An 18,760-nucleotide genomic window follows, 5' to 3' on the forward strand; every position below is an offset into this window, starting at 1 on the left:
GATGACCAGCCTGCGCTTGCAGAATGTGAAGAAGTCGTATGAGCACGTCAATGTCATTCATGGCATCGATCTGACGATCAACAGCGGCGAATTTGTGGTGTTTGTCGGCCCTTCCGGCTGCGGCAAATCGACGCTGTTACGGATGATCGCCGGGCTGGAGGAGATCAGCAGCGGTCAGCTGCTGATTGAGGGGCAGGATATGACGCAGCAGCCCGCCACCGAGCGCGGCATCGCGATGGTGTTTCAGTCCTATGCGCTCTACCCCAACATGACGGTGCGCGGCAATCTGGCCTATCCGCTGGAGGTCATGAAAAAGTCGAAAGCGGAGATCAACCAGGCTATTGCGCAGACGGCAGCACGGCTGCACCTGACGGAACTGCTCGACCGCCTGCCGCGTGCGCTTTCTGGTGGACAGCGGCAGCGCGTGGCGATTGGCCGCGCCATCATTCGCCATCCGCGTATTTTCCTGTTCGATGAGCCGCTCTCCAACCTGGATGCCGAACTGCGTCTGCAGATGCGGATCGAGATCGCCCGCCTGCACGCTTCACTCGGTAACACCATGATTTATGTCACCCACGATCAGCTGGAGGCGATGACTCTGGCTGACCGCATCGTGGTGCTGCGTCAGGGCCGGATTGAGCAGGTCGGCGCGCCGCTGACGCTCTATCACGACCCGGATAATCTGTTTGTCGCCGGGTTTATCGGATCGCCGAAGATGAACTTTCTGCGCGCCGAGATCAGCGCGACGGGCGAAGGTGAAGTGCAGCTGCGGGTGCCAGAGCTGAAGATTGAGGGGCTGGTCATGCCCCTTGCGACTGCCTGCCGCGAGGGCCAGACCGTCACGCTGGGCATCCGTCCCGAGCATTTCCAGCCTGCCGCGCAGACGCCGGACGCCCTGCGTTTTCACGGCGAGCTGGCCTATGGCGAGATGCTGGGTCACACCAACTATCTCTACCTGGATATCGGACGTGAACAGATGCTGGTGGTGGAAGAGCGCGAGGCCACCCCGCGCGATCTCGGTGCGCAGGTGGAACTGGGCATCTCTGCCGCGCACTGCCTGCTGTTTGATGAGCAGGGTCTGCGCCTGCGCTAGGAGAAGCGCGGAAACAAAAACGGGCGCTTAGCGCCCGTTTTTATTCGAGTGTTAACTCAGGTGACCGGCTCTTCGTCAGCCTGGGCTGCCAGCAGATCGAGCAAGCGGTTAACGGCAAATCCCGCCGCGCCCAGCGCCCACATCCGGTTCGATTCCGTCAGAAACTGCAGCGGCGTCATCTGTGGCGTCAGTTTCAGCCGGTAGGCCTGAAAACTCTGGGTGATGTGATCGAGCAGAATGCGTGACGCCATGTGCGGCTCCATCGCCAGATAGACCACATCCGGATCGTAGGCCACCGACAGGTTCGCCAGCGAAATGCCCAGTTCACGTCCCGCCTCTTCCAGCGCCGCCAGCACCTCTGGCGTGGGCCGCTGATCCAGCGCCTGCAGCGTCACGCCCTCCGCATCCTGCTCCGCCACCCGCTGCAGAATGGCGCGCGAGGAGGCGACATCTTCCAGCAGGCGCAGCGAACCGTCACCCACCAGCCCGTTACCAATCTCGCCCGCCTTGCCGTGACGACCGCGATAGAGCTGACGATTAAGGATGATCCCCGCGCCAATCCCTTTGCCGTAGGTGGCGATTACCGCCGACTGCGCATTGCCGAGCTGACCAAACACCAGCGCGGCCATGGCCATGGCGTTGGCGTCGTTTTCGATAAAGACCGGCAGCGAGAAGCGCTCTTCAAGCAGGCGCGCAATCGGAACGTTATCCCAGCCCAGCACCTTGGAGCGGATGCAGTAGCCGTTTTCAGCATCGACCAGCCCCGACAGCGCCAGGCCAATGGCCCCCACCCGCTTCTCCTCCACGCCGCGCAGAAACTTCGCCAGCGCATCGCCAAGCTGGCGCGGCGTCAGCGTGCCTTTCGGCATCTGCTGTTCGCCCAGCAGGTTGCCGCTGAGATCGGTCATGACGATCAGGTTGCGTTCCGCATTGAGCTGAATCCCAATCACGCTGGCGCGGTCGGGGTTGAGCCCCAGCAGGGTTTTTGGCCGTCCCATCGACACGCGACGCAGTCCCAACTCCTGCACAATCTCCTGCGTCAGCAGGCGGTTGGTTGCCTGTGAGACGGTCGACATGCTCAGTCCGCTGCGAACTTTCAGATCTGACTGGCTGATTGGCGCATTTTCGACAATCAACCGCAGAATGCGCGCGGTTACGTTGGGAGCGGTCATAGATTCCTCGGGTTATCGGGCTGAGGCAGCTCAGCCCGCTTGAGATCGGTAATCGGCAGGCGTCAGCTGCTGCGCCAGGGTCAGCGCCCCGCTCAGGGCATCGCCCTGCGGCACCACCAGCCGGGCCTGAATATCTTCATCCAGCCAGCGCTGGATCGGTGCGGCCACGCCGCCCATCAGCGCCACCGGCCCGCTGCTCAGGGCGATCAGGCGTCGCACCATCAGGCCGATATCGGCGGCGGTCTGTTGCAGCAGCTCCTGAGCGTGGCTGTCACCCGCGTCGGCGGCTGCAAAAATCTTTGGCACCACGCGGGCCCAGTCAGCAGGCACCGCCGTGCGCGTCCAGAGCAGCATGGTTTCCGGGCTGTCGCCGAACTGCGCCATCAGCTGGCGGGTCAGGGAGCCGTGCGGAATGATCGACTCATGCGCCAGCAGCGCCAGACGCAGCGCGCGACGGCCCAGCTCCGCCCCCGATCCCTGATCGGAGAGGGCAAAGCCCCAGCCGCCAAGCAGCGTAAAGCGTTCGCCATCCCAGGCGGCGCCCTGACTGCCGGTGCCGATGATAAAGACCGCCCCAGGCTCGCCACCGTGCGCGCCCGCGCAGGCGATCTCCACATCGCTGACCACCTGCAACGCCGCGCAGGCGGGCTGCCAGCTGGCGAGGCGCGCCTGCACTGAGGCGACGTTAGCGCCCGCCAGCCCCGCCACCAGCGCGGTCTGTGCCAGCGCCTCTGCGGTAAGTCCCGCCTGGATAAATACCTGTTCAGTCAGCTGCCCGACGCAGGTCAGGGCCGCATCATAATCTGACCAGACGTTAGCGGGTCCCCCGATGCTTTCTGCCAGCAGGCGGCCCTGCCGATCGGTTAAGCGCGCGCGACACTGCGTTCCGCCGCCATCGATGCCAAGAAGATAGTGTGGTTGCACGCGCTTCCTTCCCTGATTAAGGGTTATAGCCATAATGAGCGAACGATAGGATAAAAAAACTTAAATCGCAATAACAAATAAATATGGTAAAAACTTCCTGAGTATTTTTCCTTAATTTACATAAATATAACAAAAACCCACCCCGCAAAACGTGCAGTGCGATGTTGACATTACTTTTTCTGCCGTAATAAGTTGATGGTCAGATTATCAGCAGCCGCGCCCGACCGCTGGCAGGCTTTGCATCATCCGATCTCAGGAGCAGGGGTTTACCATGAAAGTAGGCATTATCGGTCTCGGCTTTCGTCTGTCCCACGTCATGAAAGAGTTCAGCAAGGCTGACGACAGCTTTTCCGTCGTGGGCTATTACGATCCGGCCCCCGCCGGATTGCCGAATCTGCACAGCTTTGGTATTGCGCCCGGCCAGGCTTTTGCGTCTGTGGACGCCCTGCTGGCTCACGGCGGAATGGATGTGGTGCTGGTGGGTTCACCCAACTTTCTGCATCTGGAGCATGTGGGTCAGGCGCTGGCGGCAGGCTATACCGTCTTTACCGAAAAGCCGGTGGTAATTAATGAAGAGCAGACCATGGCGATGGCAAAGCTGGTGCGTCAGTATGGCGAGGCGCGCATTCTGGTCGGGCTGGTGCTGCGCTATTCACCGCTTTATCACGATCTGCTGGCTGCGCGCGATGCGGGCCAGCTGGGCGAAATCACCTCGATTGAGGCAACCGAACACATCAAGCCTTATCACGGTGCTTTCTTCCAGCGCGACTGGCGACGTCTGGAGAAGTATGCCGGTCCCTATATTCTGGAGAAGTGCTGCCACGACATCGATCTCTATCAGGGCCTGCTGCAGCGGCGTCCGACTCACGTCGCCAGCTTTGGTGGCCGGAAATCCTTTACCCCGGCTCACGCCCCGCAGGGGGCGATCACCCCTGAGTCGGAGCTCTATCACGTCAAACCCAGCGGCTGGTCCAGCACAGATGCGGTCTTCGACAGCGATGCCGACATTGTCGACTACCAGACCGCGCTGATTGAGTATGAGGGGGGAGCCACCCTCGCCTTCCACGCCAACCTGAACGTGCCGGATGAGTTCCGCCGTTTCTGCGTCATGGGCACTGACGGCATGGCGGAAGGCGACTTTGTGCGTAACTACTTCCGGGTGCACAACGCCCGCAGCGGTGAGAAAGAGGTCGATACCGCCTACAGCGGCAACGCTTATGATGGCCATTACGGCGCGGATGCGCTGATGGCTGAAGAGATCGTCAAACATATTAAACAGGGAACACCGCTGAAAGTCTCAGTGGTGGACGCGCTGGAAGCGGGCCTCACCGCCATCAAAATCGATGAGGCACGCAAAACCCGCAGCGTAGTGGACATGCGTGAAAGCTGGCTGACATTTGACGCCAACCTGGGAAAATCCGGGGCCTGACGGCCCCAGCCTCAGGGGCGGCCTCCCCCGCCGTCCCCGGCTTGTTACTGGCACTCTGACTGGTACTCTGCTGAACTGGCCTCCGGGCCAGTTACTTCTCAGGTGTTACGTTCGCTCAGTAAAACTGCCTTAGCGCTGACTCAATAGCCGTAACAATATCTCTTCTCTCTCAGCAGCCTGCCAGGGAGGGCGTTTTTGCGTTTTTGCGTTTTTGCGGAGGACATATGCTCCCTGAAGCCTGCGCTCAATTTATCAGCGATAACCTTCCTGACATCACAAGCGCATACAGCTGCCCTGGGTCAGACCGCATCACCCTCATTCTCCAGCTTCTGCCGCCGCCGCAGATGCGGAAACAACTTCATCCACAGCGCCACCACCACCAGCGTACCGATCCCACCAATCGCCGCCGCCGGGGCTGCGCCCATCCATGCTGCCAGCATCCCCGACTCAAACTCACCCAGCTGATTCGACGTATTGATGAAAATGGCGTTCACTGCATTCACCCGCCCGCGCATCGCATCCGGCGTATCCAGCTGCACCAGCGCACCGCGAATCACCATACTGACCATATCGAAACCGCCCAGCGCACACAGCGCAAGCAGCGACAGCCACAGCTGCGTCGAGAGCGCGAACACCAGCGTGGCAACACCAAAGCCCGCCACCGAACCAAACATAATCATCCCGACATGCTTATCCAGCTTATGCCGGCTCAGCCAGATGCCGACCAGCAGCGCCCCCACAGAGGGCGCGCCCCGCAGCATCCCCAATCCCCACGGCCCGGTATGCAGAATATCTTTGGCAAAAATGGGCAGCAGCGCGGTCGCGCCACCCAGCAGGACGGCAAAGAGATCGAGCGAAATCACGCCCAGCACATCTTTGCGTGCGCGGATAAAGTGAATCCCGGCAAACAGATTCTTCATGTTCATCGGCAGGCGCGGCTGCAACGGGCGCTCATAGCGCAGCAGACTCACCAGCGTCAGCGAAATCAGATAGAACAGTGCAGACACGCCATACACCACATGCGGTCCCGCGACATAAAGCAGCCCGCCCAGCGTCGGTCCGACGATAACCGCCGCCTCGCCGCCCACCGAGTTCATCGCCATCGCCCGCGCCAGAATCGCGGGCGGCACCAGCGACGGCAGCATTGAGGACATCGAAGGCCACTCCAGCGCTTTCGCCACCGCAATCATAAATACCAGACCCCAGAGCGTAACCCGATCGGCGGTAGAGAATAAGGTAAGCACCACTAATGCCAGCAGCGCAGCAAATTCCACCAGCTGACCGAACAGCACGATACGCCGCCGGTCATACTGATCCGCCAGATGCCCTGCAGGCAGCGCCAGCAACACCGACGGCAGAAACTGCATTAAGCCGATCATCCCTAACGCCATCGCGCTGTCGGTCAGCGCATAGATCTGCCAGCTGATGGCCACCGAAAACATCTGAAAACCAAATGATGAACAGGTTCGTGCCAGCCAGAAGGCGACGAATGCCCGATGTCGCCACAGCGGCTCTTCCGCTGCCGATGCCATAAATCCCATGTCTTATCCCAAATTTGATGAGCCGTCCCGCGTCGTTGCGCGGTGTTATTTGTGCGGTCGATGAGGAACGTCAGATAACAGAGCGGATGAAGTATAATCGCGATGGTTTCCCCTCTGCTGCTCCCGGCGATAAATCGCCTTCCTGTCCATGCAGGGCCTGAAAAATCTCTCCTGATTATTACCAGCCTATTGGTCCCGACTATTGAATATATTCCACGTCATCATCAGACGCCAAAGGAATTATTGCTTCTGTGCCGAAGCGTTTATTTACGCTCCGCGACAATAAAAGGATGATTTGGATTAAGCAGATGATCTATATTTATTCACGCGTTTGGAAAATGCGACCGTTTATATGATTGATTATCAATAAATCCTTTTTTATTGCACGCCAAAGAGATAATGAAAAACAGTTTATATAACCCTTATGTTACTGAACCTATCCATCACGTTACGCGTAATGTCACGGGCATTTGCTATAGCGTGCCATATCTTCAGCAAAATCAGGACAGCCGCAATATACTTAATACAAACAACATTATTTCATTACACAACCAAATCGCTACTGAAGCAGCATTAATGATTGTTCCGGTAGAAGACTTTCGGCTGCAGGGAATGATTGCGGTTCCGGATGCTTATTCTCATTTACAGGATGGGCGAATCAGAATTGGTATTAATTATACCAGTTTAGCCGCACACCACGCCTCACTGCTTGAATTAACAGAGAAATTTGATTTCTGGCTTTATGATTTTGCTCCGCCCGGTGCAGACTGGCGACTGCTGGAATCCTTTCCTTTTTCCGGGATTGTTTTAACCGAAGCGTTCTTTAATGACAATTATGAAAAGTTTACCTTTCCTTTTTTCATGGCGACATTCCGTGAGAAAGGGGCCGAGGTGATCGTGCGAAGTCATACGCCGCCTTTAAGCGCTGAACAGTTTGCTGAGATAAATATTAGCGGCTGGCAACAGCAACGCTCGGACGGCGACCTGATTAGCTGCTGAACCACAAATCCTGCCCTCCGGCGTTAAGGGCACACGGCGGTGCGCTTAACGTCCATTAATCCCCCATAAAATGTCGCATTACTTCATTTGTTAAGCGCTTTGAGCTAAAAAAATCAAACCTTGATCTAATTTTGCTATAACATTTAACACAAAGGGAGCGTCTGTCTTAGCGGAAGAGATTCTCAAGAACACCCTTAATCATTTGTACTTGATAACTGGAAACAGCCTATCTGGTTGTTTTCGTATGTTTTATGGCAACAAAACGAGGTCGATATCATGGGGAAAAACTCCTCATCGTTTAGCGTAATTCGTTTCCTGACGATACTGTTCGCAGTACTGACGGGCGCGTTTATGCTGATTGGCGGTGGCTGGTTAGCCGCTATTGGTGGTTCCTGGTATTACGTTTTCGGCGGTGTGGTTATGCTCATCACCGCTTATCTGCTTTCCCGCCGTAAAAGCACCGCGCTGGTTCTCTATGCGCTGCTGCTGATCGGCACCCTGATCTGGGGCGTGTGGGAAGTCGGGACGGACTTCTGGGCGCTGGCGCCACGCACCGATGTGCTGGTGATTTTTGGTGTCTGGCTGATCCTGCCGTTTGTCTATCGCAGTGTGAACGCCGGTAGCAAAGCAGCACTGGGTACCATGGCTGTGGCGCTGATTGCCAGTGCGGCCGTGCTGGCCTACGCGGTATTCAACGATCCGCAGGTCATTAACGGTTCTGTGCCGGAAACCGCTGACAATGCACAGCAGGCTGCACCGCTGAGCAACATTCCGGATGCTGACTGGCCCGCTTATGCGCGCGATCAGCAGGGAACCCGTTTCTCGCCGCTGAAGCAGATTAACCACGAGAACGTGAAAGAGTTGCAGGTTGCCTGGCAGTTCCAGACCGGCGACATGAAAACCCCTAACGATCCGGGCGAAATCACCGACGAAGTGACCCCGATTAAAATCCGCGACACCCTTTACCTCTGTTCGCCACACCAGATCCTGTTTGCGCTGGATGCGGCTACAGGTAAACAGAAGTGGAAGTTTGATCCGGCCATGAAGGTGAATCCGACCTTCCAGCACGTGACCTGCCGCGGCGTATCCTACCACGAAGTGCCGGCAGCCGCTGATGCAGCAAACAGCCAGCCTGCGCTCTGCTCACGTCGTATCTATTTACCGGTTAATGATGGTCGTCTGTTTGCACTGGACGCCGAAACCGGCGAACGCTGCCCGACATTTGGCGTTAACGGCGAGCTGGATCTGCAGCACAAGCAGCCCGTCACCACGCCGGGTCAGTATGAGCCGACCTCACCGCCGATCATTACCAACACCACCATCATCATGGCGGGTGCAGTCACCGATAACTACTCAACCCGCGAGCCTTCCGGCGTGATTCGTGGCTTTGATGTGAATACCGGTAAACTGCTGTGGGTCTTTGATCCGGGTGCTAAAGATCCGAATGCCATTCCGGCTGATGAACACACCTTTACCCTGAATTCACCGAACTCATGGGCACCGGCGGTTTACGATCCGAAACTGGATACCGTTTACCTGCCAATGGGCGTGAGCACACCGGACATCTGGGGCGGTAACCGCACACCAGAGCAGGAGCGCTACGCGAGCAGCGTGCTGGCGCTGAACGCCACCACCGGTAAGCTGGTCTGGTCTTATCAGACGGTGCATCACGACCTGTGGGATATGGATCTGCCGTCGCAGCCGACCCTGGCTGACATCACCGATAAAGATGGCAACACCGTCCCGGTGATCTACGCGCCGGCTAAAACCGGTAACATCTTCGTTCTGGATCGCCGCACCGGCAAGCCAGTGGTTCCGGCGCCAGAAACGCCAGTGCCACAGGGTGCCGCGAAAGGCGACCACGTTGCCGCCACGCAGCCCTACTCTGAGCTGACCTTCCGTCCGAAACAGAACCTGACGGACAAGGATATGTGGGGCGCGACGATGTTTGACCAGCTGGTGTGTCGCGTTATCTTCAAGCGTCTGCGCTATGAAGGTCCGTTCACGCCGCCATCTGAGCAGGGTACGCTGGTGTTCCCGGGCAACCTGGGTATGTTCGAATGGGGCGGTATCGCGGTCGATCCACATCGTCAGATTGCGATTGCTAACCCGATGGCGCTGCCGTTTGTCTCGAAACTGGTTCCGCGCGGTCCGGGTAACCCGATTGAGCCGCCGAAAGGTGCAGAGGGTGGTTCAGGGACTGAAACCGGTATTCAGCCGCAGTATGGCGTGCCGTTTGGCGTCGAACTGAATCCGTTCCTCTCTCCGTTTGGTCTGCCATGCAAACAGCCAGCCTGGGGTTACATCTCCGCGGTGGATCTGAAGACCAACGACGTCGTGTGGAAACAGCGTATCGGTACCGTTCGTGACAGCTCACCGGTTCCGCTGCCGTTCAAAATGGGTATGCCGATGCTGGGTGGTCCAATCACCACCGCAGGTAAGGTATTCTTCATTGGTGCGACCGCCGATAACTACCTGCGCGCGTTCAGCACCGACACCGGCGAACTGCTGTGGCAGGCACGTCTGCCAGCAGGCGGCCAGGCGACCCCAATGACCTATGAAGTGAATGGCAAGCAGTACGTTGTCATCGCAGCAGGCGGTCACGGTTCGTTTGGTACCAAGCTGGGCGACTATGTGATTGCCTACGCGCTGCCAGACCAGAAGTAATTCCTGCTTCGGTCAGTAACAAAAGGCGGACTCCGGTCCGCCTTTTTTGATCGCGTTACTTTTTCATTTCGCGCCAGTTGAGCCATGCGCAGAAGAGCATCACCGCGCAGGTCGCCAGAAATACCGGCCGCATCCCGAACGTCCCGCCGACCACTCCACCGAACAGCGGGCCGCTGACCTGACCCACGTATTGTGCCGAAGTAGAATAACCGAGCATCCGTCCGACCTGTGAGCCCGGTACGTTATGACGGATAATCGCCGTGATGCATGGCATCAGGCCGCCCAGCGCCATCCCCATCAGAAAGCGCAGCAGCACCAGCTGCCAGGCCGCCGTGATAAACGCCTGCGGGATCAGCAGCACGCCGCTCAGCAGTAACCCCCCTGTCAGAACCCGCCAGTGTCCGATGCGATCGGCCAGGCGACCGAGCCGCGGTGCTGCCAGCACCGTGCCCAGCGCGGCGGCGGACATCACGATTCCGGCCATCAGGGTGATCTGATGTTCACCCTGAACAAACTCGCCGACGTAGAGCGTAATAATCGGTTCAATCGACATGCTGGCAAAAATCAGCAACATGCCGGAAAGCCACATCAGCCGCACCAGGCGGTGATTGACCGGCGGCTCTGCCGGCATCGGTGAAGGACGATCGCGGGCGGTGATGCAGGCTCGCGGCTGCTCTCTGAGTAAAAAGGTGGTGGCGAGGAAGGCGAGAAAAATCACCGCGCCGGTCAGCCAGAAGGTCTGCCGGATGCCAATCAGCGGCGGCAGCAGGCCACCCAGCAGCGGCCCGACCACGTTGCCGGCCATAATGCCGGAGGAGAGGACGCCCAGCGCCCAGCCTGTCTGCGCTTTGGGCGTCTGCGCCGCCACCAGAATGGTCGACCCCGACGCGTAGCCACCCAGCAGCCCCGCCAGCAGACGCAGCGCCACCAGCTGCCACGGCGCCGTCGCCATACCAATCAGCGACATCGCAATCGCCATGCCGAGGCTGGCCCGAATCAGCATCAGCTTGCGACCGTAACGATCAGCCAGCCGACCCCACAGCGGTGCCGTCAGCGCGGCACTGAAAAAGGTCGCCCCATAGGCCAGGCCGGACCAGCGCGCAATGGCGGCGGGCTGCTCAACGCCAAGCTGCTGAACATAGAGCGGCAGAAAAGGCAGCAGCAGCGTCATCGCCACGATAGTGGTAAAAGATCCGACGACGCAGACCGCTAAATTACGTTTCCAGTGGTGAAACACTGCCGTTTCGGGTGAGTGTTGCATAGCCATATCCCTTGATTGATCAGGGATACAGGCTAACCAGGGCGGCGGGTTAACAACAGTCACGCCGCGATAGTTACTCTGTGGCGATGATTGTTGTCAGCAGGCAACAATCAGCCTGTGCTCAGCGCCGCAACCAGCGCATCGCTCAGCAGCGTGACGGGCGACGCCGTTTCCGGGGTGTCGTGCAGCAGCAGATAGCTTTGCAGACGGTCCATCTGCCACTCCGGCAACAGCTGCTGAATATCACCCCGCCCGACCGCCTCCTGCGCCATGTAGGCGGGCAGATAGGCGATACCGCTGCCGGCCAGGGCCGCATTCAGCAGCGCCATGCTGTTATTGGCGCGAAAGCGACTGCGTACATCCAGCGCCAGCCGCTGCTTATCGCGGCGGAACGGCAGCGCAGCGGTGTGGGCCGGGCCATGAAACAGCAGAAGGTCGTGACGCGGCAGCATCCCGGGGTGAGTGATGGCCGGTCGCTGTGCCAGATAAGCAGGCGCGGCATAGAGCCCCCAGTCGATATCACTCAGCAGCCGGAAGTTGCCCTGACGCGGTGCCCGGGATCGGATCACAATCGCCAGATCATCCTGATCGTCCAGCCGATCCTGGCTGCGATCGGTGAGATCGAGATCAACGTTGATATGCAGATGGCGGCGCAGAAAGCGATTAACGACAGGCACTACGCACTGACAGCCGAACGTGACGGGCGCCTGCAGCCTGACATGACCGGCGGCCTGCTGATGCAACTGCTGAACGAACGCCTCGGCGCGCTGCGCTTCCGCCAGCATACGGACACAATAGGGGTAGTACGCCTGCCCAAGCTCGGTCAGCGCCAGCCGCCGGGTGGTGCGCTGCAGCAGCCGGATACCGAGCCTGAGTTCCAGCCGGGCGATCTCCCGGCTGACATGCGATTTGGACCAGCCCAGTGCGCGAGCGGCCTCGCTGAAACTCTGTAACTCCACCACCCGTGCGAATACCAGCATGGCGGTTAAATTCGCGCCATTTTCCATGTTTCCCGACTCCGACAGTAAGGGGATGCAGGCAACAAACTAGCATGTTCAGGCGGGATGACTGTGGGGAGGAGGCAAAAAAAACAGGGCGATAACAGCCGAAGCGAGGGTAATGCGCGGAGTGACCTTTCCGTCTGCCTGCCGTGACGGAAAGGCCTTGTCAGGCATCAGCTGGCCATCGCCAGCGGGAACAGCAGTCGATCTGGCTCGACGCGACGCTGGCGGCGCAACTGGCCCGGCGTCACCATAAAGTAATTTTTGAAGGTCCGGGTGTAGGCCTGCTGGGTATCAAAGCCGTAGTTCATCGCCACCTGCAGAATCGCTTCGTTGCTGCTCAGCAGCGTGAGCGCCGACTCCGTCAGGCGACGCTGACGGATATATTCTGCCAGGGAAAAGCCGGTATGCTGGCGAAACAGGCGTTGCAGATGCCAGCGCGAATAGCCTGAGCGGCGCGCCACCTCATCCAGATGCAGATCGTGTCCTAAGTTGTTCTCTATCCAGTCCAGCAGACTCCGAATAAACTCGCGCTGATTCATGGTTCCTCCTGTTCAAGCTGATGTGCAGTGGAACCACTCTACCCGCTAAAATTTATCCCTTAATTAGCAGAAAATTAGCGCAGAATTAGCAAGGGGTGAAACGGAGGTGAGAGGGTGCGGCCAGCGGGGGCTTTGAGTAAAAATCTGTCGTGAGATTACTGTTAGAAAAGAGAGGCATTTAAAACTCATTTAGTCAGCAGCTTTTATTACATTCCTGTTTTATTAATTTTTTATATCAAAACAGGAGCCGAAGCCCCTGCACATCTAATCTCTACACTTAAGTTTTTTTACAGCTGCCAGATGCACTGAAAAACCTTGAGCACAAAAAAATAGTCAGTTTAACAAACGTAGTCAGTGTAGCGATTGTAACGACCATTTTTGATGCATTTTCTGGCATAGCATACCAGCCTTCATACGAAACGCCTGCGCCACTCAAAAACATTGCGCCCACTAATATGCTAACCAATATAGATAGATAGCGTACTATTTTTTGCATAAAACCCTCAGCCATCATTTATCATGAAGACTAATTTCACCAGGTGCATTGACCACCAATACTGTTACCAGCATTGTAGTTTCCAGAATTATTAAAACACGAACCAATACCACCACCAATCGCACTTGCCACAGCTGAGCCCGGACCACCTACTGAACCACTAATCATCCCACCGAGGATGCCATTGAGACAGCCCACCATTTCAGGATGTGCAGCCACAACCTGAATTACGCCATTACTTGGACCAAACAGATTACCGGATTGACTGGACTTATTACCATGCTGACTGGCATAAGCTGATGCCCCAGCATAGGCAGGGTCGTATGCACCGCTTGCACCAGTAACCAAAAGCAAATGACTATTTTCTAAGATCTTCATTTAACAAACTCCTTCTTTTTTTTATTAATGGCAAACCCTGTTGCCAGAAATTTATATCAATTAAATATTCCATGTGCAAAGAGTTATTACCCTTATTAAAATTTATAAAATAAATTTCCTTATCAAAGAGATGGGTGAAAAAAGATGTCATTTCTTGTTATTTCTTCCCAGATCATCCTGATAAAATATTAATATTTATCTCTTTATGTGACATAAGGCACAATTAATTTTCAGAGTTAATTTCTATTGCATAATTTTAACATCTATCTACTCAGGAATAACCTTACTAACATAGAGCCCGTATCTGATAAAAATCATTTCTATCCTGAATTAGTCATACAACAGTTAAATAGCATTATTCACGTCTGAAAAGGGTAGTATTGACCTAATGATAAAAGCGTCAAAATTTTCGTCCTCAGGCCAGTAGTTTTACTCTCGTTTACTATGAAAAATGCGGATAGAGTTCTGATGAAGCACTGCAGATGCAGCCAGCGCGGCGACAGCGGGAAGTGTGAAGGCGGATAATTCTGGCCTAACAATTGATGAGTAAACTCTCTCCCATCTTTGCAGAGGAGATCAGCCATGCGCGTGTTACTGGTTGAAGATGATGAAATGATCGGCGCAAACCTGCAGCAGGCACTGGAGGGCGCGGGCTGGTCGGTGGACTGGGTGCGCGATGGCGTCTTTGCCCACAATGCCTGGAGCGAAGGCGGCTACAGCTGCGTGCTGCTCGATCTCGGCTTACCCCGCGATGACGGGTTACAGGTGCTGCGCCGGGCGCGCGGGCGCGGCGACTCCACGCCCGTGCTGATTCTGACTGCCCGCGACACGGTGGCGCAGCGCATTCAGGGGCTCGACAGCGGCGCTGACGACTACCTGCTTAAACCGTTCGACCTCCAGGAAGTGATGGCCCGGATGCGCGCCATTACCCGACGCCGCCACGGCGCGGCAGATTCGGTGCTGGGCAGCGGGGATGTTCAGCTGGATATGATGACCCGCGAAGTGCTCTATAAGGGTCAGCGCGAGCAGCTGACCGCGCGCGAGTATGCCCTGCTCTACGCTCTGCTGGAGCGGCCCGGTGCCATTCTGTCGCGCGAGCAGCTGGAAAACCGCATCTATGGCTGGGGCGATGAAGTCAGCAGCAATGCGGTGGATGTCCTGATTCACGGCATGCGCCGCAAGCTGGATAACGACGTGATCCGCAACGTGCGTGGCCTGGGCTGGCGGGTTCCGGCCATATGAAACCCTTCACCTTTATGCGCTCGCTGCGTAATAAACTGCTCTCTACGCTGCTGATTATTCATCTGCTGATGATTGGCGGCGTCACCTGGTATTTCTTCAGCTGCTACGGCGATATGGTCGGCACGATGAAGGACGATCAGCTGGCAAAAATCGCGGACGCCTGGTCCACTAATAAGCAGATGCCCGCCCTGATGCCGATGCTGATTGCGCCGGATAAAGCGAAAAGCGCGTTTGTGGTTCAGCTGTGGGACGATCGCGGACAGCTGCGTGCCAGCTCCTGGCCGGAGCTGGCGGCCCCGTTACAGAACCAGCGGGGTTACCGCGACGTGCATGTCGGCCAGTGCGGCGACTGTGAATGGCGGATCTACACCCGGCCCGGTTTGCCCGGCAGCGCGATCAAAACCATTCAGGTCATGCACAACCTCAGCTACATGAAGTCCACGATGGTCAAGCGGGCGCTGGCGGCGATTATCCCGATGATCCTGATGATGCCGCTGTCGCTGCTGGTGATCTGGCTGGTGGTTCGCAAGATCACCCGCGATCTGCAGGTGGCTTCGCGTCAGATCGCGGCGCAGGAGACCCATCATCCGCACAACGTCTCGCCGGAGGGGCTGCCGGATGAGATTCTGCCGCTGGTGGCTGCCTATAATTCATTGCTGAGTAAACTGCGCGAGGCCTGGTCCTCTCAGCGTCAGTTCCTGGAGGACGCCGCCCATGAACTGCGCACCCCGGTAACGGCGGTGACCTTACAGCTGGAGAATCTGCGGCAGTATATCCAGCCGGGCGAAGCGAGCCGGCAGTTCAGCCAGCTGGAAGCGGGCGTCACGCGCACCCGTCATCTGGTCACACAGCTACTCAATGTGTCGCGCCAGGATGACCAGAGTGTGGTCGCCAGCGTCGAGCATATTGACCTGGAAGATCTGCTCAAGGAGAGCATTGAGCAGCTGATGGTGGTGGCAGACAAGCGCGGCATCGATATCGGCTTTAACGGCTCTGCCCAGTATCGTCTGCAGGCCAGTCGTTCTGAGCTGCGCAGCCTGTTTGACAACCTGATTGGTAACGCCATGTTGCACACGCCGGAAGGGAGTCTGGTCGATGTGCTGCTGCATCGGGTCGCGGGCAAAACGGTGGTCGATATTGTCGATAACGGGCCAGGCATGCCGGAATCCTTTATCGAGCGCGCGTTTGATCGTTTTACCCGCTCGCCTGACGTGAAAGCCCAGGGCAGCGGGCTGGGATTATCCATCGTGCGTAACGTCGCTCAGAAACATCAGATTCACGTCGCCCTTTCCAACTGTCTGACCCCACAGGGTGCCATCTGTGGTTTGCAGGTTCGCGTCACTTTTCCCTGATCCCGCCTTTTTGATCACGAACCAGACAACGTAAACGGTTGCCTGGTTCCGTTCGATCATGGTCTTAATTGTGAAGTGCATCACATTTTAGCTGAATTGTAATGCAACACTTTTTGACAAACGTGAGCAAAATCTATTTTCTATCGATCTGTTACAGGCACCCTACGCGGGCTGAATAACCGGCTGTTTTTTGCTGACATCCTCATTCCCTCCAGGGACCGATTTCTCTCTGACTGCGTCTGCTGTGCGGCGGTCAAAAGCATGTGGCTGATGATAATGAAATATAAAACGTTGATAGCAGGTGCCGTGCTGGCATGTTCACTGAGTGGTGCTGCGCAGGCCGCAGAAAGCGATCCGCAGTATCTCTCTGACTGGTGGCATCAGAGCGTTAACGTGGTAGGCAGCTACCACACCCGTTTCGGACCGCAGTTCAATAACGACGTCTATCTGGAATATGAAGCGTTTGCGAAAAAAGAGTGGTTCGACTTTTACGGCTATCTCGACGTACCTAATTTCTTCGGCGTCGGCAACAGCAACGCCAACGGCGTATTCGACCACGGTTCACCGATGTTCATGGAAATTGAGCCGCGCTTCTCGATCGACAAGCTGACCGGCACCAGTCTGGCATTTGGTCCGTTCAAAGAGTGGTATTTTGCTAACAACTACATCTACGATATGGGCCGTAACAGCGATAACCGCCAGAACACCTGGTATATGGGTCTCGGCACCGATATCGATACGCACAGCGATGTCGGCCTGTCGCTGAACGTCTATGCCAAATATCAGTGGGAAAACTACGGTGCGGCGAACGAGAACAGCTGGGATGGCTATCGCTTCAAGGTGAAATACTTCGTCCCGATCACGACGCTGTGGGGCGGTAATCTGGGCTATGTCAGCTTCACTAACTTCGACTGGGGTTCCGATCTGCGCGATAAAGGCGGCGCATCACGTACCAGCAACTCCATCGCCTCCAGCCACATTCTGTCACTGGGCTACGATCACTGGCACATCTCTGCGGTGGCGCGTTACTTCCACAACGGCGGCCAGTGGGCAGATGGTCAGGAGCTGAACTTCGGCAACGGTCCGTTTGAAGTCAAATCGACCGGCTGGGGTTACTACCTGGTGGCGGGTTACAACTTCTGATGTGAAGCGGCGGCGCTTTATCGCGTCGCCGCCTTGTGTTTCTGCTGGTATGGCGTCACGTCCTGTGACGTCCGTCAGCCGATTAATCCTGCGACTTCTCCACATTGATGCGCCACGGAATGTTGAACTTATCGATAAACATGGCGAAGCCGTTCGACCAGAAAGTCTCCTGCCACTCCGTTGTCACCTTGCCGCCTGCCGACAGTTTTTCAAACCACGCTTTACCCTCTTCGACATCGGTGGTGGAAAGGCTGACCGCATAACCGGCATGTTCCGACGCCGGTGGCTGATCGGTGTTACCGTCGCTGAGCATCAGCTCGCCGTCGCCAATACGCAGTTGCGCATGCATGATCTTCTCGGGTGGCTGCGGCGCTGCGGACTGATCGCCAACCTGCTCTCCCTGATCCGGCATATCACCAAACTTCATTTTCGCGAGCAACTCGCCCCCGGTCGCCTGCAGGTAAAAGTCGATAGCCTCTTCACAACGGCCATAGAGAAACAGATAAGGACTGACTTGCATCTTCACCTCTATATTGTCGGTTGGATTTTTACAGTACCTTAAGAGTGTAGACGATCGACTTTACTCGCTGATTTTACTGGCAATAACGGCGAAACAGCTGCGCCATATAGCTGCTCATGGGCGTCAGCGCGGTCTCCTTACGCTGAATCAGATAAAAAATCGCTTTCGGCAGGGGTTCGTCAAGCGTCAGCGCGACCAGCGACCGTCCCAGAACCGGATCGTCAATCACATCGGCTGACAGAATGCTGATGAAATCGCTTTGCGCCACCAGGCTGGTGCAGGCCATAAAGGTTTCACAGGTCACCACGATTTTGGGTGCCATGCCGCGCTCGCCAAAGAGGTCGTGCAGCAGGCGGTAATAGCTGCCTTTCGGCGTCGGCATGGTCCAGTCCGCCTGCTGCAACGCCGCCAGTGAACGGGCTTTTTCCAGCGGATGGCCTTTGCGAACCACCACCTTATATTCCCGCTCCATCACCCGCTCATACATCAGCTCCTGATCGAGATGACTCTGGTCATAGGTATTGATAGTGAAATCGAGCGTTCCCTGACGCAGCTCATGCACCATCGACACCAGCTGGCCTTCGACGATGCGCACCTTGACCAGCGGATATTCCCGATGAAACTGGTTGATCACCTGTGGCATAACGGTACGCGCCACGCTGCTGCCGATGCCGATATTCACCTGCCCCCCGCCCCGCCCCAGCCGCTGCTGGATATCCTCTTCAGCGACCCGCAGCTCCGCCAGCACCAGGCTGGCATGACGGAAAAAGTTATCACCGATATCGGTTAACACGACGCCCTGCTGGCGGCGGATAAACAGCTTTGCCCCCAGCTCACGCTCCAGTTCCTGAATCGCTTTGGTCAGCGCCGGTTGCGACAGCCCCGAAACACGGCTTGCCGCACGGATACTGCCCTGCCGCGCCACGTCAACAAACGCACGCAGTTGATGAAGTTTGAGATTAGCGGACATAACTTTTGTGATAACCGTTGTTTATCAGTC

General features: G+C 56.8%; 16 protein-coding genes. 7 read left to right on the forward strand and 9 right to left on the reverse strand.

Annotation, left to right across the window (positions count from 1 at the left end):
* The first annotated feature begins 1 nt into the window (after position 1).
* The gene (locus OXR04_RS09965; RefSeq protein ID WP_267369708.1) at positions 2 to 1,093 is read left to right on the forward strand and encodes an ABC transporter ATP-binding protein; all 1,092 of its coding nucleotides are present in this window, start codon (positions 2 to 4) and stop codon (positions 1,091 to 1,093) included.
* A gap of 56 nt (positions 1,094 to 1,149) precedes the next feature.
* On the opposite strand, the gene OXR04_RS09970 is transcribed toward OXR04_RS09965, so the two are convergent.
* Together OXR04_RS09970 and OXR04_RS09975 are read right to left on the reverse strand one after the other, a co-directional pair.
* A complete protein-coding gene (locus tag OXR04_RS09970) occupies positions 1,150 to 2,265 on the reverse strand; it encodes an ROK family transcriptional regulator (protein ID WP_009092538.1) in 1,116 nt (371 codons plus the stop codon).
* A 30-nt stretch (positions 2,266 to 2,295) separates the two neighbouring features.
* Positions 2,296 to 3,189, reverse strand: a complete 894-nt coding sequence (locus OXR04_RS09975; RefSeq protein WP_267369707.1) for a BadF/BadG/BcrA/BcrD ATPase family protein — start codon at positions 3,187 to 3,189, stop codon at positions 2,296 to 2,298.
* Positions 3,190 to 3,460: 271 nt separating this feature from the next.
* Between OXR04_RS09975 and OXR04_RS09980 the strand changes: the two genes are divergently transcribed.
* On the forward strand, positions 3,461 to 4,618 hold the full coding sequence (locus OXR04_RS09980) for a Gfo/Idh/MocA family oxidoreductase (protein WP_140028734.1): 1,158 nt from the start codon (positions 3,461 to 3,463) through the stop codon (positions 4,616 to 4,618).
* 299 nt (positions 4,619 to 4,917) lie between these two features.
* Here the strand turns inward: OXR04_RS09980 and OXR04_RS09985 are convergent, their stop codons facing one another.
* On the reverse strand, positions 4,918 to 6,159 hold the full coding sequence (locus OXR04_RS09985; protein WP_140922756.1) for an MFS transporter: 1,242 nt from the start codon (positions 6,157 to 6,159) through the stop codon (positions 4,918 to 4,920).
* A 399-nt stretch (positions 6,160 to 6,558) separates the two neighbouring features.
* On the opposite strand from OXR04_RS09985, the gene OXR04_RS09990 reads away from it, so the two are divergent.
* Both OXR04_RS09990 and OXR04_RS09995 read left to right on the forward strand, forming a co-directional pair.
* On the forward strand, positions 6,559 to 7,158 hold the full coding sequence (locus OXR04_RS09990) for a hypothetical protein (protein ID WP_033736438.1): 600 nt from the start codon (positions 6,559 to 6,561) through the stop codon (positions 7,156 to 7,158).
* Between the two features lie 276 nt (positions 7,159 to 7,434).
* Positions 7,435 to 9,825 carry a glucose/quinate/shikimate family membrane-bound PQQ-dependent dehydrogenase gene (locus tag OXR04_RS09995; RefSeq protein ID WP_009092543.1) on the forward strand — a complete coding sequence of 797 codons (2,391 nt, stop codon included), beginning with the start codon at positions 7,435 to 7,437 and terminating at the stop codon, positions 9,823 to 9,825.
* A 55-nt stretch (positions 9,826 to 9,880) separates the two neighbouring features.
* Here OXR04_RS09995 and OXR04_RS10000 read toward each other — a convergent pair whose 3' ends face one another.
* From OXR04_RS10000 to OXR04_RS10015, 4 genes are all read right to left on the reverse strand, one after another.
* Entirely contained in the window at positions 9,881 to 11,086 is a 1,206-nt protein-coding gene (locus OXR04_RS10000) for an MFS transporter (RefSeq protein WP_267369706.1), read from the reverse strand.
* Between the two features lie 110 nt (positions 11,087 to 11,196).
* Entirely contained in the window at positions 11,197 to 12,093 is an 897-nt protein-coding gene (locus OXR04_RS10005; RefSeq protein WP_046101042.1) for a LysR family transcriptional regulator, read from the reverse strand.
* A 167-nt stretch (positions 12,094 to 12,260) separates the two neighbouring features.
* Complete coding sequence (locus OXR04_RS10010; RefSeq protein ID WP_009092546.1) at positions 12,261 to 12,629, reverse strand: helix-turn-helix domain-containing protein; 369 nt, start codon at positions 12,627 to 12,629, stop codon at positions 12,261 to 12,263.
* Positions 12,630 to 13,161: 532 nt separating this feature from the next.
* On the reverse strand, positions 13,162 to 13,503 hold the full coding sequence (locus OXR04_RS10015; protein ID WP_140922760.1) for a hypothetical protein: 342 nt from the start codon (positions 13,501 to 13,503) through the stop codon (positions 13,162 to 13,164).
* 582 nt (positions 13,504 to 14,085) lie between these two features.
* On the opposite strand from OXR04_RS10015, the gene OXR04_RS10020 reads away from it, so the two are divergent.
* The 3 genes from OXR04_RS10020 (at position 14,086) to OXR04_RS10030 (ending at position 17,240) form a co-directional block, all read left to right on the forward strand.
* Positions 14,086 to 14,745: a response regulator gene (locus OXR04_RS10020; RefSeq protein WP_009092548.1), complete on the forward strand. Its 660-nt coding sequence runs from the start codon at positions 14,086 to 14,088 to the stop codon at positions 14,743 to 14,745.
* A complete protein-coding gene (locus OXR04_RS10025) occupies positions 14,742 to 16,097 on the forward strand; it encodes an ATP-binding protein (RefSeq protein WP_111208666.1) in 1,356 nt (451 codons plus the stop codon). Before OXR04_RS10020 ends, OXR04_RS10025 begins: the two co-directional genes overlap by 4 nt.
* A 276-nt stretch (positions 16,098 to 16,373) precedes the next feature.
* Positions 16,374 to 17,240 carry a nucleoside-specific channel-forming protein Tsx gene (locus OXR04_RS10030; RefSeq protein WP_267369705.1) on the forward strand — a complete coding sequence of 289 codons (867 nt, stop codon included), beginning with the start codon at positions 16,374 to 16,376 and terminating at the stop codon, positions 17,238 to 17,240.
* A gap of 82 nt (positions 17,241 to 17,322) precedes the next feature.
* Here OXR04_RS10030 and yjdN read toward each other — a convergent pair whose 3' ends face one another.
* Both yjdN and OXR04_RS10040 read right to left on the reverse strand, forming a co-directional pair.
* Complete coding sequence (gene yjdN, locus OXR04_RS10035) at positions 17,323 to 17,760, reverse strand: VOC family metalloprotein YjdN (protein WP_009092553.1); 438 nt, start codon at positions 17,758 to 17,760, stop codon at positions 17,323 to 17,325.
* 73 nt (positions 17,761 to 17,833) lie between these two features.
* Positions 17,834 to 18,730 (reverse strand): LysR family transcriptional regulator, encoded by an 897-nt coding sequence (locus OXR04_RS10040; RefSeq protein ID WP_009092555.1) that lies wholly within the window; start codon positions 18,728 to 18,730, stop codon positions 17,834 to 17,836.
* Positions 18,731 to 18,760: the final 30 nt, after the last annotated feature.

The sequence above is a fragment of the Pantoea sp. GM_Pan_3 genome (assembly GCF_026541045.1).
GTDB classification, from domain to species: Bacteria; Pseudomonadota; Gammaproteobacteria; order Enterobacterales; family Enterobacteriaceae; genus Pantoea; species Pantoea anthophila.